This is a genomic window from Mycobacterium pseudoshottsii JCM 15466, assembly GCF_003584745.1.
In the GTDB taxonomy this organism is placed as follows: domain Bacteria; phylum Actinomycetota; class Actinomycetes; order Mycobacteriales; family Mycobacteriaceae; genus Mycobacterium; species Mycobacterium marinum.
On record NZ_AP018410.1, the window covers coordinates 146,423 to 164,426 of the forward strand.

Here is an 18,004-nt window from a genome sequence, read left to right on the forward strand (position 1 = left end):
CGATGTTTCACTTTGTACAGGCCAAATGCGCGTTATAGTGCTCATTTATCCGGGAAAAGGCAAGAACAGTGTTCTGTTTAGGTGAAGCTATTTGCGGGGAAGGCCGAGGATCATCGAAGCGATGACGGTGAGCTGGATCTCCGCGGTACCCCCGCCGATGAGCTCGGAAGGCATGTCGAAGTACGGCCCGAGTACGGCCGGATCCGAGTCCTCCAGCATTGCGACGCGCCCGGCCAGGCCCAGCGTTGCGGTCCAGACCCGCCGCAGCAGCAGCACCATCGCGTACTTGGCGATGCTGGAGGTCGGGCCGCCAACTTGTCCCTGGATCTGTCGCAGCGTCTAGCGCAACACCATTGCCTTGATGGCGGTGGTGTGGGACTCGACATCTCCGACTGCCCGCAGCGCCGCGTCCTGGTCGAGACCATCGGCCATCGCCACGTGTCGAAGTACCTGCGTGCGATCGATATTGACGTAATTACCTATCGCCGTGCGTTCGACGGCCATGGTTGCCACCGCCAGATCCCAACCGTCGCCCGGATTTCCGACCAGCATGTCGTCGGCAACGAACACATCGGTGAAAAAGACCTCGTTGAAGTCGAACCGGCCACTGGCCTGCTTGATCGGTGAGACCTCGATGCCCGGGGACGCCATGTCGACGAGGAAGTAGCTGATCCCTCGGTGTTTCGCCGCGTCGGGGTCGGTGCGCGCCAACAGCGCCCCGAACTGTGCCCGGTCGGCGTGGGAGGTCCAGATCTTGTGCCCGCTGACCAGCCATCCCCCGTCGACCTTGACGGCGCGGGTGCGCAGCGACGCCAGGTCTGAACCGGCTCCCGGTTCGCTGAACAGCTGGCACCATCTTTGGGTTCCGCGCAGGATGGGCCACCCGAACCGGTCGCGTTGCAGGTCGGATCCTCGGTCGAGAATCGTCGGGAAGATCCACTCCGCGATACCCAGGGACGGCTTGGTCACGCCGGGGCGCTTGCTGAACTCCTCGGCAATGATCACCTGCTGCACCGGCGTCGCGGCCAGGCCCCACGGCTTGGCTAGGTGTGGGGCGGCCAGACCCGCCTCGGCCAGCAGATCCCGTTGTGACCCGTGCGCCAGGCCGGGATTCCTGGAGTCATCGGTGGGGTGCTCGTTGGCTAGCGCTTGTGCCCGGTCCAGTGTGGCCGCTACTCGGGCCCGGAACTCGGATTCGACGTTGCCCAAATTGACTGCGGTAGAGCGACTCGGCGTGCGGGCCAGCTCGCCGGCCGCACGGCTGAAGCGCGTTGTCGGCCCCAGCGACGCGGCCAGGCTGATCGCGCGGCGCCAGTACAGGTGCATGTCGTGTTCCCAGGTGTAGCCGATCGCGCCAAACATCAGCAGGGCATCGAGAGTCAGGTCGGGGGCCGGACCCACCGCCACCAGGGCGGCCGACGCAGCGGCCAGGCGGTGCTGCTCGAGGGGCTCGTCGGCGGCGCGCACCGCGTCCCAGGCCGCTGCCGCGGCCAGTTCGGCGTTGACCAGCAGCACAGCGGCTTTGTGCTGCAGGGCCTGAAAGGCCCCAACGGGTTTGCCGAACTGCTCGCGGGTGCGGATATAGTCCACGGCGGCTTCGGCGCCGCGGCGTACCGTCCCCGCCGCGGCGCATGCCGCAAGGGCCACCACCAGGCAGCGAGCCCGCTCGGTCGCGATCCCAGACACCAGTGACTCGGCCGCGACGACATGGTCGGCGAGGGTCAGCACACCCACGTCGGTGCACAGATCGGTGCCGCGCTGCGGCTGGACTGAAAGGCCCGAACCCGGCGATCGCGGGTCCAGCACGAACCACAGCTGGGCGCCGTCTTCGGAGCGTGCGGCTAGCAGAACACGTTGCGCCGCACAGATTCCCAGCGTCGTTTGAGACGAGCCATCAAGGCGCCAACCGGCCGCGACCCGGGCGGCGCGCACGTCGCAATGTTCGGGCAGCACGACGGTCGCGGTCGCGCCGCCAGCCAGCTCCGCTATCAGTGCTGCCGCGGATGTGTCCGCCAACCCCGCGACCGCGCTTGCCGTCGCGGTGCTCAACAACGGCCCCGGCAGCAACGCCGCGGCGGCTGCCTCGAGCACGCAGGCCATGTCCGCCAAGCGTGCCGCCCTGGCCGCCGGCGTCCTCGCTCAAATGCACCGCATGAAAGCCGTGCGCGGTCAATTCCTCCCACCACGGCGGCAATTCGCCGGCCGCGATCGAGTCCCATGCGGCCCGGGTCTTGTCTATCGGCGCATGCCGGGCCGCGAACTGAGCGACGGCCTGGGCCAGTTACTCTTGTTCGGCCGTGATCGCCAGCGCCACTGGATGGTCAGCCCGTCAAGCCCAGAATGCGAGCGGCATTGCCGTAGAGGAACTTTGGCCAGACTTCGTCTTTGAGGCCGACCTTGGGCAGCTCGCTGAATATCCGTTCCAGTGACAACCCCATCGGGAAGTAGCCGGCGTAGAGAACCTTGTCCGCGCCGCGCGAATTCGCGTAGTCGATGATGGCCTTCGGGTAGTACTTGGGCGTGAAGGCAGAGGTGGAGTAATACAGGTTAGGCCACTTCAGCACCAGCTTGACGGCTAGCTCCTCCCAGGGTTCGCAGCCGTGGCGGGTGACGAAGACCAGATCGGGAAAGTCGAACATCACGATGTCGATCCGGGAAACCTCCTGGGGCCGGAAAGGAAGCCGCGGGCCGGGGATGCCGGCGCAGACGAAGATGGGTATGCCGAGTTCGACGCAGGTGGCATAGATGGGATACATCTTCGGATCATCGATGGGGACTTGGGGGAAGGTGCCGGCCGGAAACACTGAGGTCGCGCGGATGTCGAACTGCTCGTATTCCCGACGGATCGCGGCGACCGACCCCATCACATCGTTCGGATCGGCGATCGCTCCGGACGGGATGAACCGGTCGGGGAATGTCTTGAGTGCCAGCTGCGCGGAGTCCTCCCGGACCCCGATCATGGCCTTCTCGATGTTGAACCGGTCCATCTGCTGCAGCACCAGGGACACCGGATCATCGGTGGGCAGGCCCTTGGGCACGTCCTTGAACATGTACTCGACGGGGAACTCGAAGTTCTCCTTGGACTCACGGTCCTTGGTCTGCTTGCGAATGAAGTCATATTGGGCGGACCCCTCGTGCGGGAATCCGATCATGGTGTCGATCACCGGCAAACCGACAGGTCCGGCCATTGCGTCCTCCGATCAGGCGCGAGTCTTCGACACTAGCACCGCGCCTGACACAATAGTGAAACCAGGTTCTACCCACGTCAAGGACGGTGGTGGGCAAAAGCTGGGATAACAGGCCGGATATGCCGTTTGTATGCCGTAGCATTTGGTCAACACAAAGAAGGGTGTTCTGGAAACGGGGCCCGTTCTTGCCGTCGGGTTGAATCGGAGGTCGCGCCATCGGTACATCAGCCCCCGGCCTGACACTGTCGCCCGAGGCGGCGCAGGGCCGCTCGCGGATCAATCGCGCCAACCCCGACGTCGTTCCGCTGGCGGAGATGACCGCCAGCCAGCTGTTTCGTCGCGCAAAAGTGATCGAAGAGGTGATCGATCTGATCGCCGATGTCGGCGCCGACGCGGTGCAGATGCGTGACGTGGCCCAGCGTTCGGGAGTGGCCCTGGCCACCGTCTATCGCTACTTCAGTTCCAAGGAGCACCTGTTGGCGGCGGCGCTTCAGGACTGGCAGATGCGGCTGACCCGCCGCATTCTGAGCGCCAGTGGCTCACCCGATCAAGACCCGCTGCCCGGCATCCTGGACTACCTGCGCCGCGCGTTGCGCGCCTTTCATCGCAATCCCGAGATGACGGCGTTGATGCTTCAGATGATGACCTCTACCGATCGGGACGCGAAAGCGACGATCGATCAGATGGATCGCACCAACGTCGAGATGTTCAATCGCCTGCTGCACGGTGTTGCCCCAGCAGACATTTCGAATGTCAGCTTCGCTCTCAACGCCGCACTTAGCGGTGCGCTGACCGGGTTGCTGACCAGCAGGCTGACCTTGGAGGAAGCGCTTGGCCATGTCGAGTGGGTCGCGCGTGCTCTGCTCGATGAAGGCCGGCCGCATCCGTGAAGCGGGCGTTAGGCCGCCGACCTTTCCAGGATGTGCACGCCGCACGCAGAGCCCAAACCGATCACGTGAGCCAGCCCGACTTTGGCGTTGTCGATCTGACGGTCGCCGGCCTCGCCGCGCAGGTGATGGCAGATCTCCCAGACGTTGGCGATGCCGGTGGCCGCGATGGGATGGCCCTTGGACTGCAGCCCGCCGGACACGTTGACCGGCGTGGAGCCGTCGCGCCACGGGGCGCCTGACTCGAAAAAGTCTGCGGCACCGCCCTGTTCGCACAGCATCAGGTTGTCGTAATGCACCAACTCGGCGGTGGCGAAGCAATCGTGCAGCTCGACTAGATCGAGATCGCTGGGTCCAACGCCAGCCTGCTCGTAGGCGGTCTTGGCGGCGTTGCGGGTCAACGTGTTGACGTTGGCAGGACCTGGCAGCCCGGCTCGTAGGGATCGGTGGTCAGCACCGATGCCGAAACCTTCACCGCGCGTCGACGCTGCCGTGCGGACAGAGACTTCAGCGTCTCGCCATTGCACACGATCGCGGCGGCGGCGCCGTCACAGTTGGCCGAGCACATCGGCCGGGTGTTGGGGTAGGCGATCATGACGTCGTTCATGATCTGCTCGAGCGTGAACCTCTTCTGATAGGCGGCCAGCGGGTTCAGTGTCGAATGGGCGTGGTTTTTCTCGCTGATCTTGGCGAACAGCTCGAAGCTGGTGCCGCCGTACTTGTGTCCGTATTCGGTGCCGATCTGAGCGAATACGCCCGGCATGGTCTCGGTGCCGATCCGCCCATCCACCGGCGCGACCGCGCCGTAGCGACCGGCCGGGGTCCAGACGTCGGCGTCGCTCTTCTTCTTACCTCCCCCACCGAGCAGCCCGGCGCCGGACAACTTTTCGACCCCGACAGCCATGCCGTAGTCGACCTCGCCAGCCTTCACCGCCATGATGGCGGTCCGCAACGCGGTGGCCCCGGTGGCGCAGGCGTTGGCCACGTTGTACACCGGGATGCCGGTCTGGCCGATCTGTTTTTGCAGCTGCTGACCGATCCCGGCGTTGGCGGCCATCAGGTTGCCGGCCGCGAGTACGCCGATGTCGGCCATGCTCACGCCGGCGTCATCGAGCGCGCTCATCGCGGCCTGGGCCGCCAGGTCGACGGTGTCGAGGTCGGGGTGCTTGCCGAACTTGGTCATCCGGATCCCGAGGATCCAAATCTCGTCGCTGGCGCTCATCGTCGTTGCCCTTTCCGCGGTGCCGGATGGTCAAGTAGCGGGCTCGAAGCCGAAGCCGATCGCTTCGGTCCCCTGCGCGTCGGTGCCGATCGCGTAGGTGGCCAGGCGCACCTTCATCCCGTCGTGCACGTGCTCGGGATCGGGGTCGATGTTGATGAGATTGGCGCGGACCTGGGTGCCGTCGCAGTCGACCACGGACGCGATGAACGGGGTGGGGATCCCGGGTGCGGCGAAAGTGACGATGGTGAACGTGCGCACCGTGCCCTCGGTTGGCACCGGCACGGTGGTGAACTCGGTGGCAAAGCAGTTGGCGCACGCGTTGCGGCGGTCGAAGAAGCGGGCGCCGCAGTGGGTGCATTCCCGGGCCATGAGGTGCGGATCGCCGTCGTCGAGCACCAGGTAGTCGACCAACGGGATCTGCTTGGTCATGTGAGCACCTCCGCCATGTCTATCCCCGGTCTATCCCGACCGTAGCGGGTGCGCGCCATCAGCGACAGATGCGGCGACGGCCGCGCTCGAGGCGGTTAGAACGGGCTGCTGTTGGACTGCCAGTGCGCCTCTTCGGGCCGCGGGCCGTAGCGGCGAGCGTAGTCCTCGTGCATCCGCGCCTGCTTCTTCTGTTTGAGCACGTCAACCAGGTTCGGATCCAGACCGTGCTGGGCCAGTCGGTGCCGGCGCCAGACCTTGTTCAGGGCCAGCGAGATCAACAGCGACCAGATGTAGAGCGGCACCGTCATCTCGGAATGCACATACAGCGAGGCCGGCAACAGCCACAACGGGGCGAGGATCAGAATCGGGGGAAGCGCCCACCTGATCATGTGCCGGCGGATGGCTCCCTTGCCGGCTAGGTCGTTGGCAACCCAGCTGCGCATCGAATCGGGTAGGCACTTCCCATACGAGTAGGCAATGTACTGCCAGAAATTCGGTTTGTCGGCGGCCATCAGGACTCCTATAGGGACAATTTCGAACTGTTAGGACTGCGGTGCGTCAGCCGCCAAGGCCGCCACATTGATACGGGTGAGCACACGGTGGAGTTGCTCGAGTTCGGTCGGGTCGACGCCCAGGCGCGCGATTACGGCAGCGGGTACCTCAGCCGCCCGTTCGCGTAGTGCGATACCGAACCTGGTGAGCTTGACGTCGGTGGAGCGTTCGTCGGTCGCGTTTCGGGTCCGCGTGACCAGGCCGAGTGCTTCGAGGCGCTTGAGCATCGGCGACAGCGTGGCCGAATCCAGCTGCAGGGTCGCGGCGATCTGCTTGACCGCCAGCGCAGAACCCTGTCCCGATGATGTTCTCTGGTTATCCCACAAGGCCAGCATCACCAGATACTGTGGGTGGGTCAGGCCAAGCGGTTCCAGTAGCGGGCGATAGACGGCCAGGACGGCCCGATTGGTGATCGCGAGCGCGAAACACACCTGCTGTTCGAGGGCAAGTGGATCGGCCTGCGGCGTCGTTGGTGCGGCCATATCTACATCGTGCCCTAATAGTTAGTGCACTAGCAATAGGGCCATTGGTCACTTTCTGGGCTTGAGCGGCCGCGATGGGGTGCGCCCGGGGGTGCTCGGGCGCGCCGTGCCGGTTTTGGATTAGCGTGGCCAGGTGCTGGTGACTGTCGCGGTGGAGAACTACCGGTCGCTGCGCCAGCTGGTGGTCCCGCTACACCAGCTCAATGTGGTCACCGGTGCCAACGGAAGCGGCAAATCCAATCTCTATCGCGCGTTGCGCCTGATGGCCGACTCGGCCCGCAACGGGGCGGTGGCCGCGTTGGCCCGCGAAGGCGGGTTGAGTTCGACCATGTGGGCCGGGCCGGCGGTGATCGGCAAATCGGTGCGTCAGGGGCGCCACCAGGTCCAGGGGACGGTTCGCACCGATTCGGTTAGTTTGAAACTCGGCTTCGCCGGATCCGATTTCGGCTATGCGATGGATCTTGGTCTGCCGCAGGCGTCGATCAGCAAGTTCAAACTCGATCCCGAAGTCAAAGTGGAGGCGCTCTGGGTCGGGCCGGTGTGGCGCAGCGCCACGGCGATTGCCGAACGGGGTGGCCCGGTCGCGCGGCTGCGCGACGGTGACGACAACTGGCACCTGATCACCGACGCGCTGCGGCCCTTCGATTCGATGCTCAGTGAGTTGGCAGATCCGGTGCGGGCCCCGGAACTCATCGAGATGCGTGAGCGCATCCGGAACTGGCGCTTTTATGATCACCTGCGCACCGATGCCGACGCACCCGCCCGGCAGGCCCGGATCGGCACCCGCACCACGGTGCTCGGACACGATGGGGCCGACCTGGCCGCCGCGCTGGAAACGATTCGCGAGATTGGCGACGAGGCGGCGCTCGATGAAGCCATCGATCGAGCATTTGAGGGCAGTCGGATAGACGTCGCCAGCGACAACGGCCGCTTTGAACTGGCGCTGAAACGGCCCGGAATGCTGCGGCCATTGGGTTCCGCGGAGCTCTCCGACGGAACACTGCGATATCTGCTGTGGAGCGCAGCCTTGCTGTCCCCTCGGCCGCCGCAGTTGCTGGTGCTCAACGAGCCCGAGACCAGCTTGCACCCCGAGCTGCTGCCGGCGTTGGCGTCGCTGATCGCCACGGCCGCCCAACGCAGCCAGATAATCGTCGTTACCCATTCCGAGCCCCTGGTGGCGGGTCTGCAGCAGGCCGCGGAGGTGCACACCATCCGCCTGACCAAAGAACTCGGTGAAACCCGGATCGTGGGTCAGGGCATGCTCGATCAGCCGTCCTGGCATTGGCCGCCCCGCTAACCGCTGATGGGCCGGACGCGCTCAGGATGCGGGCATGGTGCCGGTCAATATCAGCATCAGTACCAAGCCGGGCAATGAGTTGGTCACTTGGTGCGCGACGATGCTTGCTCACAGGCCGCCGGAGTACAACCGGGCCAGCGCGATCGGGACGGCGATCACCAGCAATAGCGGTGCTCGGGTGAACTCGAAGTGGGCCAGTGCGAACACCGCGGTGGAGACCACCAGCGCGACCCACTGCCCCCAACGCCGCTCCAGCGCTCCCCAGAGCAGCCCGCGGTAGAGGATCTCTCCACACAGCGGCCCAACGAACACGACGACGATGAACACGGCCACCGCCCACGGCCACGAGGCCCGGACGTCACCAAACACCTTGTATAGGGCCGAATTCGCGTCGGGACCGGTGATCGAGGCGTAGAGCATGGACGCGGGCACACTGACCACCAGCCCGCCGAGACCGAAAACGAGTCCCAAGCGCACGTCGCGCCACGTCCCGCCCATGCGTAGGTCGGTGCGGGGACCATTGCCACGCCGCATCGTGATGAATACGGCCAGCCCCGCCGCGATGACCGTGGGAGCGGCCACCGCCAGTGAAATGAGCGCGGCGGACCGGGGACCCGCGCTCGCCACGACGAGCGCCAACAACGTGGAGCTGAGTAGGTAGACCAGCTCTACCAGGAGGAAGGCGCCCAGCCCCCAGCGATGTGCGGGCGCCGCGGTTGGCCGAAGGGCAGGCGCATCCGGCGTGCTCGACGAGGTGGGCAGCAACGGGTCATCGCCGGGTTCTGCTTGCACTGCCGTGACGCTAGCGCACTAGCCGCCTCAGCTGCGCCGGTCGACGTGAGCGGTGTGCTCGAGCAGGTCGGCCGCCATGGCAATGCTGTGGGCGGGTGGGGTCATCTGGTCCGCCACCGTGCGGGCACGGGCGATGTACTGCGCGGCCAGGATGCTACCCAGGCCGGCGGCCAGCGACTCCGAAGTGGCTGCCGAAAAGGGCTGTCCGACACCGACTCCAAGCTCTTCGATGCCAGCGGCCCAGATCGGCTGATCGAGCCATAGCCAGCGAATCAGCATGGGGATGCCGGCGCGCAGGCCGGCTGCGGTGGTTCCGGCGCCCCCATGATGAACTATCGCGCGACAGGCCGGAAAGACCGCCGCGTGGTTGACCGCCGGTGCGACCATGACCTGGTGGGAATGCGGCATCTGGCCAAAGTCGTTCGGCCCGGCGCAGATCAGCGCCCGCTCACCCAGCTGAGCACACGCGGCACTGATCATGGCGAACTGCTCCGCCGGCGAGGTCAACGGGGTGCCGCCAAAGCCGAAGTAGATCGGTGGGGCTCCTTCGGCAATCCAGGCGAGGATCGCGTCATCGTCATCGGTGGGTGACTGCAACGTCAGCGCGCCGACGAATGGGTGTCGGCCATCGGCTTGCACCCACCGGCCCGGTGGTCCGGGCAGGACGATCTGGTCATAGGCCTGGATTTCGAGCGATCCCTGTTCCGCGACCCGTTGCGGGACGGATTCCGATGCCGGCGGCAGTCCCAGGGCCTGGCGTTGGGCGTCGTCGGCGGCTTTCGTTGCCAGCGTCGAGAGCATGCCCGCCGGCAATGCCGGCGCAGGGAAGAAGTGCAGCCCGGCCAGCGGAATGCCGAAGTACTCGGCGACATTGGCGGCCACCGCCTGCTCGTTGAAGCCGACCACAAGCAGGTCGGCACCGTCCGCCAGCGCGGTCAGCGTCTCACTCTTGGCCGCGTTCACCCGGGTTAGGTGTTCAATGAGTTTGGGCACCATGGTGATTGGGTGCTGGGCCGTGGCCGCTAAGTCGCCAACCAGGTTCGGGGCGGGGCCCATCTGCTGGTGTGAATCGGGGCCATAGGCGACCGTGGTCAGCCCGGCCGACTCGAGGAAGCCGACCAGGTTGGGTGGGGCCGCCACCCGCACCTCATGGCCACGTCGCAGCAGCTCACGCGCGGCGGCGGCGCACGGCTCAACGTCGCCGCGGCTTCCGTAGCTTGCGACCACAGCTTTCATCGGCGGAAATTTCGGCTGCGAACGTCTACCGGATCATCAACGGCCGTCGGCGCTACCGCACCGAATGCTCATCGGATGGGCAGCCCGGTCAGCGCTCGCGATATCACCAGGCGCTGGATCTCGCTGGTGCCCTCGAAGATGGTGAAGATCTTCGCATCGCGGTGCATCCGCTCAACGGGGTAGTCGCGGGTGTAGCCGTTGCCCCCGAGGATCTGAATGGCCTCGTCGGTGACGTAAACGGCGGTCTCACTTGCCACCAGCTTGGCCATCGATCCCTCCGCCGAATCGAAGTTGTGATTGTTGCGGGCCATCCATCCGGCTCGCCACACCAACAGACGCGCCGCATCGATGCGCGCTTTCATGTCGGCTAGTTTGAACGCCACCGCCTGGAACTCGCCGATCTTGCGCCCGAATTGTTCGCGTTGGCAGGCGTATTCCAGGGCGTACTCATAGGCCGCTCGGGCCACGCCGACCGCCATTGCCCCTACGGTGGGCCGGGTGCGCTCAAAGGTCTTCATCGCGGCCTGCCCGCGCGCAGAGGCGCCGGACTTGACCCGAGCGATGCGCGCCTCGAACTTCTCTCGCCCGCCGAGGATCGCGTCCTCGGGCAGACGCACGTTGTCGAGCACCACCTCAGCGGTGTGGGAAGCGCGGATGCCGTGCTTCTTGAACTTCTGCCCTTGGGTCAGGCCCTTGGTGCCGGGCGGGATCACGAACGTGGCCTGCCCGCGGGTGCCCAGTTCGGGGTGTACCGATACCACCACGATGTGCACGTTGGCGATGCCGCCATTGGTCGCCCAGGTCTTGGTTCCGTTGAGAACCCACTCCCCGGCCGCCTCGTCGAAGTGCGCACGGGTGCGGATGGCGCCGACGTCGGAGCCTGCGTCGGGTTCTGAGGAACAGAACGCTCCGAGCTTGGGATCGCCGGGGGTGCCAAACATCTCCGGCAGCCAGCGGCCCAGCTGTTCGGGAGTTCCGTTGGCGGCCAGGGCCGCGGCGGCCAGCCCGGTGCCCATGATGGAAATCGCGATACCGGCATCGCCCCAGAACATCTCCTCGAACGCGGCGAGAATGCCCACCCCGGACGGCTCGACGGACTGCTGGGCGAAGAAGTCGGGCGAGTAGAGCCCCACCTTCGCGGCCTCCTGGATTACCGGCCAGGGAGTCTCTTCACGTTCATCCCATTCTGCGGCGGCCGGGCGGATAACCTCGGCCGAAAACTTGTGCACCCAGTCGCGTACTTCGATCACGTCGTCGCTGAGTTCTAGTGAGAAGGTCACAGTCTTACTCCTGGAATTTGTTGTCGGCCCAGGGTTTTCTGGAGGGCGCGGGGTTGGTGTATTGAGAGAGCATGCTGACGGTCTGATTGACCCACGCCTCGAAGTAGCGGCTGTCATCGATGTTTCCGGGCGAGCGACCGGTCAGTGCCTGCAGCGTCGCGGCGTAGGACAGCGAGGCGATGGCGACACTGGACGCCGCTTCGGGATCGGGTATTCGGGTGCGGCCCGACCGGTTGGACGCCGCCAGTTCGTCGGCGAATCGCTGGTAGGCGTTGTCGGTGATGATCTGCCAGGTTTTCTCGTCGAGGTCACCGAGTGCACCGGGCTCGCGCAGCATCACCTTGAGCAAATCCTCGCTCTGTTTCAGGTTGGTCCAGATGAGGTGTCCGGCGGTTCGCACCGCCTGCTCCACACCGCCCGGCTCGCCGGCGTCGTACTGCTCGCGCGCTGCCACGATGCTGTCGATGCGGTGCTCAACCGCGGCCTCGAGCAGCTAGTGTTTGGAGCCGAAGTGCTTGTACAACGCGCCAGATCCCGGCGCGAGGCCCGAGCAGCGCTGGATGTCGGCGACCGACGTCGCCGCGTAGCCCTGGGCGGCAAAGAGCTTCAGTGCCGCCGAGAGCAGGCGATCTCGTCCGGACGTGGACATGGTGAGAGAGTACTCACTCACCAAGTCGGGCGCAAGTGGCTCGGTGCCACCAGTACCTGGTAGAACGCCAGTACGCCCTAGAAGAAGAACCCGGCGTGGGGCGCTTCCGGCGCCGCGAACAGCTGATCGGCAACGGCAAGTGCGGTCGGGTCCTCGCACCGGGCTAAACCTGCCATGGCGAGGTCGCGCCAACGCGCGCCACCGAGCAAAACGGCGGCAAGGCCCGCAACGTCGAGGTGCAACGCGGGACGCCGACTCGTCGGTTCGGCCCCGTCGCCCGAGATGGTGAAGTGACCCGAGTTGCCGGCCAGCAAGGGATCATCGATCGCGATGGTGACGGTGCCATCGCCGTAATAACGCCGGGCGGCCAAGGCGGCCCGGACATCGATCACGCGCAGCCACGTCTCGTCATGCACCGCCGTCACCTTCATGGCCCGTCGATCAACAAGCAGCCAGGGCAGCGGATCGTCCAAAGGCAGCATCCAGAAGACCACGCGGTCAATCAGATCGAGTCCGAACAGGAAACGCAGCAATCCAAGATAGGCGGCGCCGGTCGGCGCGAAGAAGTCCTCGACCACGATGGTGCGTTGGTCGGCGACGAACCACTTCTCGGTGTCGATGGGGCGGTAGCGAACGAATCCCGTCTCCCGCCCCGGCTCGCCGTGGACTGCGATATACGAAGGCCCCGGCGATGTTTCGGCGCGCAGTCGCTGGAACTGCCACCAAACCCCCGGGCGGTCAATGGTTCCCGGTCGCGACGGCCGATTCCTCGCGTAGATCCCGGCAAGGACGTCCCAGCTATCGACGGTGTCGAGTAGCCGCACCGGTCCGCCGGTTCCGACACCCGGGCGCAACGTCGCCCGTGCCGTCTGGATTTCAACGCTCTGCGCTGAACTGGCCACGCCGTAGCCATACCGTTCATAGATGGTTGCCTCCGAGGCTCGCAGCGTCGCCACCGTCTCGCCCCGTGCGGCGAAGTCGCGTAGCTGATGGCTCATCAGCTCGGTAGCGATGCCTTGGCGGCGAAACGTCGGCAGCACACCGATGCGCGTCACGGCGGCATGGCGCACGATCGCTCCGCCGGGCAGGGTCAGGTCGCTGGTGGCGGCGTCGGCGGTACCGACCAGTTGCTCATCGATGAATGTGCCCACGGTTCGCCCGGGCTCGAGAAGTGTGGTGACCTGGCCCGGCGACAGGTTCGGCATGGGGGGTAGGCCGACCATGGCGACGCGGAACACTTTGCCCGCCGCCATCAGGTCTTGCTCGGTGTCGAGAACGCGGATGTTGGTGCTCACCCGGCCATCATGTCGCGTCCGTGCGAGGCTGGTCTGCAGCGCGTCAGGATCGGGTCATGCGCGCCGACGGCATGGACTCGAGTGTCCGGCCGAAATTGCCGCCTGGGGCAATTTTTCCCCAGGGTCGTGCAGTCGTTTTCTATCCCGTTTGCGTAGCGAGACGGAAGTCCAGGATTTTCAACGTCTGCTCGGCCCACTGAATATTTGCCTGCTCGAAGGAAATTCCGCGCAGCAGCGTCAGGTAAGGGCCTATCCGTTCGGCCTGGGTCAAGTATTCCTGCTCGGTGCGGCCGTCCAGCATGCGCCTGCGTGCCCGCTCGTAGCGCTCCAGTTTTGCCGTGGCCCATTGCAGTAGCTCGACAACGAATTCCCGAACGGCGTCGATGTTTCCGGCATCGCAGGCCTGAATCTTGATGAGCAGTTCGTCGCGAATCACCGCGGGCTTGGGCGGCTTGCTGGTGAACTGCAGGATCGCCGCACGACCTGACTCGGTCAACGAGTGCATGCGCTTGTTGGGCCGGCGCTCTTGGTGGACTACACGGGCCTGAATGAGCCCTTGCTCGGTCAGGCGTTCGAGCTCGCGATACAGCTGCTGTGGTGTGGCCATCCAGAAGTTCGCCATCGAGGCGTCGAACTCTTTCGCGAGGTCATATCCGGACGACTCGCCTTCCAAGAGGGCAGCCAAAACCGCGTCACGGAGTGACATCTGGCCAATGATACATGGCAAGCAAGATCTGGCGAACTGGCTTCGTGAGTGGTTCGCTCGCTATGGGCGCGACGGCGGCTACCCGAAAATATGAATATTCGATAAATACACTAGGTGGAGGTGTTTGATGCATCCGTTCCGTAAAGCGGTTGAAGAACGTGATGTGACAGCCGTTGAGGCGATGCTGGCCGACACGGTGGTCTTTACCAGCCCGGTAGTGTTCAAACCGTACGTGGGCAAAGCGATCACCGCAGCGCTGCTGCGCGGTGTTCTGCGGGTGTTCGAAGACTTTCGCTACATCCGCGAGATCGCCGACGGCAACGGACGTGACCACGCCTTCGTGTTCGAGGCGACGATTGCCGGGGCTTCCGGGGCGTCGGGTAAGAAAGTCATGGGTTGTGACTTCCTGCATTTCAACGAGGACGGACTGATCGATGACTTCATGGTGATGGTGCGGCCAATGTCGGGCGCCATGGCGTTGTCGGAGGCGATGGGCGCCCAGTTCGACCGGATCCAACAAGAGGCGCTGGAACTGGCCCAGCAGTTCGCCGGGGCATAGAACTTTCATCGCTTGGCTCCGCGCCGAGCGTGAACAAATTTGAGGAAGGGTGTTGGTCATGCGAATCGGATTGGCCATCAATTACGCGGGCGGCTTCAAGGAGGTGGCCGCCGAAGTGGCCGACCTCGAAGGTGCCGGACTGGACATCGTCTTTGTCCCCGAGGCGTATTCGTTCGACGCCGTCAGTGCTCTTGGATACCTGGCGGCCTGCACGGACCGCGTTCAGCTCGCCTCGGGCATCCTGCAGCTGTACACGCGGACGCCCACCTTGACGGCGATGACCGCGGCCGGGCTGGACTATGTATCCGACGGTAGGTTCACCCTTGGGCTCGGTGCCTCAGGTCCGCAAGTGATCGAAGGCTTTCACGGGGTGCCCTATGACGCCCCGATTGCGCGTACCCGCGAAATCATCGAGATTTGTCGTCAGGTGTGGCGCCGTGAGCGCCTGGAATATCAGGGTAAGCACTACACGATCCCACTACCGGCCGGCCAGGGTACCGGGCTGGGCAAGCCACTCAAGATCATCAATCAGCCTGTGCGGGAGCGTATCCCGATCTTGTTAGCCGCGTTGGGGCCCAAGAACGTCGAGTTGGCGGCCGAAGTGGCCGAAGGCTGGCAGCCCATCTTCTACCTGCCGGAGAAGGCCCACGATGTCTGGGGCCAGGCGCTGGCGGCCGGCCGGGCCAAACGGGACCCGGCGTTGGGCGAACTCGACGTGTATGCCGGCCCGGTGCTGGCGATCGGTGACAACGTGGAATCCCTTCGCGAATTCGTGAAGCCGCATCTGGCGCTCTACATCGGGGGGATGGGTGCCAAGGGCAAGAACTTCTACCACATGCTGGCGACCAGATATGGCTACGGAGCCGAGGCGGACCGAATCCAGCAGCTGTACCTGGCCGGGGACAAGGACGGCGCCGCCAAGGTTGTCCCAGACGAGCTGGTGCGAGACGTCAACCTGATCGGCACGCCAGGGTTCGTCAGGGACCGGCTTGCGGCGTTCCGCGAGTCCGGGGTCACGACATTGAATGTGGCGCCGATCGCGGAAACGGCTGCCGAGCGGGTGAAGCTCATCGACACGCTTCGCCAACTGGTCGACTAGGCGCTCGGGGCCTTTCCGGGGTCAGGAAGCTGAGTCGGAGACTTGGTTCATGCCTGCGGCATCGGCGATTTCGCGAGCCATGTGTACCCGCGCATCGATCCATGCGACGGTCGGAGTCCCCTCAGACGCCTTGTTCTGCGGCTCGTCCATCGCCCGTCGCATGACGCCCTCGGCGATGATCGCCAATTTCCACAGCCCGAGAACATGCCAGTACTGCAGCGCGGCCGGATCGCGGCCGGTCTCCTCTAGATAGAGGCGGGTCATTTCGGCGCGGTCGGGGAATCCGTTGAGGGTCGAGGGTGCGAAGTCACCGACGCCAGATTCACCGGGCTCCATCCAGTAGGTGAGCAGGCTTCCCATGTCAGCGAGCGGATCGCCCAGCGTCGACAGTTCCCAGTCCAGGGTCGCCACCACCGCGCCGGTCTCCGGCGAGGTGATCAGGTTGCGCAGATGAAAGTCCCTATGCACCAAGCTGATTTCCCGTTGCTCGGGAGCGGCGGCGACCAGCCGGCGGGTCAGGTCGTCAAGTTCGGGAAGCTCGCGCGTCTTGGACAGCTCCCATTGTCCCGCCCAGCGTTTGAGCTGGCGCTGGGCGTAGGGCTTGTGGCTGGCCAGATCGTCGAGCCCCACCTTCGCCAGGTCGACGGCGTGGATTTTGGCCAGGGTGCGGGGCAACGACAAGGCGATCTGGCGGCGCTGCCGTGGCGTCAGCGCCTCGGCAACCTCCATGGTGTCGACGACCAATCCATCAACGAACTCCATCAACACCAATGGCGCCTCGGAAAACTCCGAATCCGTTGTAACTCCGAGGATCCGGGGAACCGGCACGTCGGTCTCGGCCAGCCCGGCCATGATGCGGGCCTCGCGCACCACATCGTGGGCCGAGGCCAGCAGATGCCCCAGCGGCGGGCGGCGCAACACCCAGGCGCGGCCAGCGGCATCGGTGACCCGATAGGTCAGATTCGACTGACCGAGACCGATGCGTTGAAAACGCAGTGGCGCGGCGACTTGGTGCCCCAGCGTGACCAGCCACCGTGACACCGCGTCGGCGTGGACACCGGGAATGTCCTCACTCATGGGTCCGGGCATCGGTGCGGTTGACCGGGTTCACGATCCGTGGGCGCCGTTGCGGTACTTGCGCAACTCTTGGGTGGCAATCGCTCGTTTGTGCACCTCGTCTGGGCCGTCGGCCAGCCGCAATGTGCGCAGGTGGGCCCAGGCCATCGCCAGCGGAAAGTCGTCGGTGACCCCGCCACCGCCGTGCACCTGAATGGCCCGGTCGACGATTTTGAGCGCGATGTTGGGGGCCGCCACCTTGATCGCCGCAATCTCGGTACGGGCGTGCTTGTTTCCGACCGTATCCATCAGGTAGGCGGCCTTGAGGGTCAGCAATCGGATCATCTCGATCTCGATCCGGGCCTCGGCGATCCAGTCGCGCACGTTCGCGTTCTCGCTGATGGGCTTGCCGAAGGTGACCCGGGATTGGGCTCGTTTGCACATCAACTCCAGCGCCCGCTCCGCCATGCCGATCGCGCGCATGCAGTGATGAATGCGGCCGGGGCCCAGCCGGGCCTGGCTGATGGCAAATCCCTCGCCTTCGCCCTTGAGCACGTCTTTGACCGGCACCCGTACGTCGACGAAGTCGATTTCGGCATGTCCTTCGCGGTCCTGGTAGCCAAAGACGGGCAGGTTGCGCTGCACGGTGAGGCCCGGCGCATCGATCGGCACCACCATCATCGATTGCTGGCGGTGCACCGGCGCGGTGGGGTCGGTCTTACCCATCACGATCAAGACTTTGCAATTACGGTGCATGCCGTTGGACGCAAACCATTTTCGCCCGTTGAGGATGTAGCTGTCACCGTCGCGCACCATCGACATCTCGACGTTCGTCGCATCGGAGCTGGCCACCGCGGGCTCGGTCATGGCGAAGGCAGAGCGGATTTTGCCCTCTAGCAGCGGCTTGAGGTAGCGCTGCTGGTGCTCATCGGTACCGAAGAGGGTCAGCACCTCCATGTTGCCGGTGTCCGGGGCGCTACAGTTGCAGGCCTCCGAGGCGATGTGGCTGCGGGCCAGGATCTCCGCCAATGGCGCGTACTCGAGGTTGGTCAATCCCGGCCCCCACTCGGGGTGCGGGTGAAACAGGTTCCACAGCCCGCGATTTCGGGCCGCGGCCTTGAGTTCCTCCAAGATCGGAGGATGGAAATGCGGGTCGCCGGCGGCGCGCATCTGTTCGTCGTAGATGGCCTCAGCCGGGTACACCTGGGAATCCATGAACTCGAGCAGGTCTGATTGGTACTGCTTGGCGCGATCGGAAATATCGAACAGTGACAT

Annotated in this window: 14 protein-coding genes and 4 pseudogenes; 4 read left to right on the forward strand and 14 right to left on the reverse strand. The window is 65.0% G+C overall.

What is annotated here, in order from left to right; translation table 11 throughout:
* Positions 1-87 precede the first annotated feature (87 nt).
* Both MPSD_RS00680 and MPSD_RS00685 read right to left on the reverse strand, forming a co-directional pair.
* A pseudogene (locus MPSD_RS00680) lies at positions 88-2,281 on the reverse strand (acyl-CoA dehydrogenase family protein).
* Positions 2,282-2,321: 40 nt separating this feature from the next.
* The gene (locus MPSD_RS00685) at positions 2,322-3,188 is read right to left on the reverse strand and encodes an amidohydrolase family protein (RefSeq protein ID WP_020785361.1); all 867 of its coding nucleotides are present in this window, start codon (positions 3,186-3,188) and stop codon (positions 2,322-2,324) included.
* A 314-nt stretch (positions 3,189-3,502) separates the two neighbouring features.
* Between MPSD_RS00685 and MPSD_RS00690 the strand changes: the two genes are divergently transcribed.
* A complete protein-coding gene (locus MPSD_RS00690; protein WP_011742432.1) occupies positions 3,503-4,078 on the forward strand; it encodes a TetR family transcriptional regulator in 576 nt (191 codons plus the stop codon).
* A gap of 8 nt (positions 4,079-4,086) precedes the next feature.
* Here the strand turns inward: MPSD_RS00690 and MPSD_RS00695 are convergent.
* The 4 genes and pseudogenes from MPSD_RS00695 to MPSD_RS00710 all read right to left on the reverse strand — a co-directional run bounded on the left by MPSD_RS00695 (position 4,087) and on the right by MPSD_RS00710 (position 6,760).
* Positions 4,087-5,297, reverse strand: a pseudogene (locus MPSD_RS00695) (thiolase family protein).
* 30 nt (positions 5,298-5,327) lie between these two features.
* Positions 5,328-5,726, reverse strand: coding sequence for a Zn-ribbon domain-containing OB-fold protein (locus MPSD_RS00700; protein WP_012392144.1), 399 nt, complete (start codon positions 5,724-5,726; stop codon positions 5,328-5,330).
* Between the two features lie 95 nt (positions 5,727-5,821).
* Positions 5,822-6,238: a DUF5313 domain-containing protein gene (locus MPSD_RS00705; protein WP_012392145.1), complete on the reverse strand. Its 417-nt coding sequence runs from the start codon at positions 6,236-6,238 to the stop codon at positions 5,822-5,824.
* 30 nt (positions 6,239-6,268) lie between these two features.
* Positions 6,269-6,760, reverse strand: coding sequence for a MarR family winged helix-turn-helix transcriptional regulator (locus MPSD_RS00710; RefSeq protein ID WP_011742428.1), 492 nt, complete (start codon positions 6,758-6,760; stop codon positions 6,269-6,271).
* A 133-nt stretch (positions 6,761-6,893) separates the two neighbouring features.
* Here MPSD_RS00710 and MPSD_RS00715 point away from each other — a divergent pair, with 133 nt between their 5' ends.
* The gene (locus tag MPSD_RS00715) at positions 6,894-8,057 is read left to right on the forward strand and encodes an AAA family ATPase (protein WP_020785358.1); all 1,164 of its coding nucleotides are present in this window, start codon (positions 6,894-6,896) and stop codon (positions 8,055-8,057) included.
* A 21-nt stretch (positions 8,058-8,078) separates the two neighbouring features.
* On the opposite strand, the pseudogene MPSD_RS00720 reads toward MPSD_RS00715, so the two are convergent.
* The 6 genes and pseudogenes from MPSD_RS00720 to MPSD_RS00745 all read right to left on the reverse strand — a co-directional run bounded on the left by MPSD_RS00720 (position 8,079) and on the right by MPSD_RS00745 (position 14,015).
* Positions 8,079-8,822: pseudogene (locus MPSD_RS00720) on the reverse strand (lysostaphin resistance A-like protein).
* Between the two features lie 54 nt (positions 8,823-8,876).
* Positions 8,877-10,085, reverse strand: coding sequence for a glycosyltransferase (locus MPSD_RS00725; protein WP_086085249.1), 1,209 nt, complete (start codon positions 10,083-10,085; stop codon positions 8,877-8,879).
* 68 nt (positions 10,086-10,153) lie between these two features.
* On the reverse strand, positions 10,154-11,365 hold the full coding sequence (locus MPSD_RS00730; protein WP_012392149.1) for an acyl-CoA dehydrogenase family protein: 1,212 nt from the start codon (positions 11,363-11,365) through the stop codon (positions 10,154-10,156).
* Between the two features lie 4 nt (positions 11,366-11,369).
* A pseudogene (locus tag MPSD_RS00735) lies at positions 11,370-12,014 on the reverse strand (TetR/AcrR family transcriptional regulator).
* A gap of 77 nt (positions 12,015-12,091) precedes the next feature.
* Positions 12,092-13,309, reverse strand: coding sequence for a GNAT family N-acetyltransferase (locus MPSD_RS00740; RefSeq protein WP_020785353.1), 1,218 nt, complete (start codon positions 13,307-13,309; stop codon positions 12,092-12,094).
* Between the two features lie 139 nt (positions 13,310-13,448).
* The gene (locus tag MPSD_RS00745) at positions 13,449-14,015 is read right to left on the reverse strand and encodes a PadR family transcriptional regulator (RefSeq protein ID WP_012392152.1); all 567 of its coding nucleotides are present in this window, start codon (positions 14,013-14,015) and stop codon (positions 13,449-13,451) included.
* Between the two features lie 127 nt (positions 14,016-14,142).
* Between MPSD_RS00745 and MPSD_RS00750 the strand changes: the two genes are divergently transcribed.
* Both MPSD_RS00750 and MPSD_RS00755 read left to right on the forward strand, forming a co-directional pair.
* Positions 14,143-14,574, forward strand: coding sequence for a nuclear transport factor 2 family protein (locus MPSD_RS00750; RefSeq protein WP_011742421.1), 432 nt, complete (start codon positions 14,143-14,145; stop codon positions 14,572-14,574).
* Positions 14,575-14,632: 58 nt separating this feature from the next.
* The gene (locus MPSD_RS00755) at positions 14,633-15,673 is read left to right on the forward strand and encodes an LLM class F420-dependent oxidoreductase (protein WP_015353986.1); all 1,041 of its coding nucleotides are present in this window, start codon (positions 14,633-14,635) and stop codon (positions 15,671-15,673) included.
* 21 nt (positions 15,674-15,694) lie between these two features.
* On the opposite strand, the gene MPSD_RS00760 is transcribed toward MPSD_RS00755, so the two are convergent.
* Positions 15,695-16,750: a phosphotransferase family protein gene (locus MPSD_RS00760; protein ID WP_232022716.1), complete on the reverse strand. Its 1,056-nt coding sequence runs from the start codon at positions 16,748-16,750 to the stop codon at positions 15,695-15,697.
* Positions 16,751-16,780: 30 nt separating this feature from the next.
* Complete coding sequence (locus MPSD_RS00765) at positions 16,781-18,004, reverse strand: acyl-CoA dehydrogenase family protein (protein ID WP_086085250.1); 1,224 nt, start codon at positions 18,002-18,004, stop codon at positions 16,781-16,783.

Bases quoted from the DNA above. Each gene is read 5' to 3' on its own strand.
- MPSD_RS00685 (WP_020785361.1), bottom strand. From the start codon at position 3,188: ATGGCCGGACCTGTCGGTTTGCCGGTGATCGACACCATGATCGGATTC.
- MPSD_RS00690 (WP_011742432.1), top strand. From the start codon at position 3,503: ATGACCGCCAGCCAGCTGTTTCGTCGCGCAAAAGTGATCGAAGAGGTG.
- MPSD_RS00700 (WP_012392144.1), bottom strand. From the start codon at position 5,726: ATGACCAAGCAGATCCCGTTGGTCGACTACCTGGTGCTCGACGACGGC.
- MPSD_RS00705 (WP_012392145.1), bottom strand. From the start codon at position 6,238: ATGGCCGCCGACAAACCGAATTTCTGGCAGTACATTGCCTACTCGTAT.
- MPSD_RS00710 (WP_011742428.1), bottom strand. From the start codon at position 6,760: ATGGCCGCACCAACGACGCCGCAGGCCGATCCACTTGCCCTCGAACAG.
- MPSD_RS00725 (WP_086085249.1), bottom strand. From the start codon at position 10,085: ATGAAAGCTGTGGTCGCAAGCTACGGAAGCCGCGGCGACGTTGAGCCG.
- MPSD_RS00745 (WP_012392152.1), bottom strand. From the start codon at position 14,015: ATGTCACTCCGTGACGCGGTTTTGGCTGCCCTCTTGGAAGGCGAGTCG.
- MPSD_RS00750 (WP_011742421.1), top strand. From the start codon at position 14,143: ATGCATCCGTTCCGTAAAGCGGTTGAAGAACGTGATGTGACAGCCGTT.
- MPSD_RS00755 (WP_015353986.1), top strand. From the start codon at position 14,633: ATGCGAATCGGATTGGCCATCAATTACGCGGGCGGCTTCAAGGAGGTG.
- MPSD_RS00760 (WP_232022716.1), bottom strand. From the start codon at position 16,750: ATGAGTGAGGACATTCCCGGTGTCCACGCCGACGCGGTGTCACGGTGG.
- MPSD_RS00765 (WP_086085250.1), bottom strand. From the start codon at position 18,004: ATGTCACTGTTCGATATTTCCGATCGCGCCAAGCAGTACCAATCAGAC.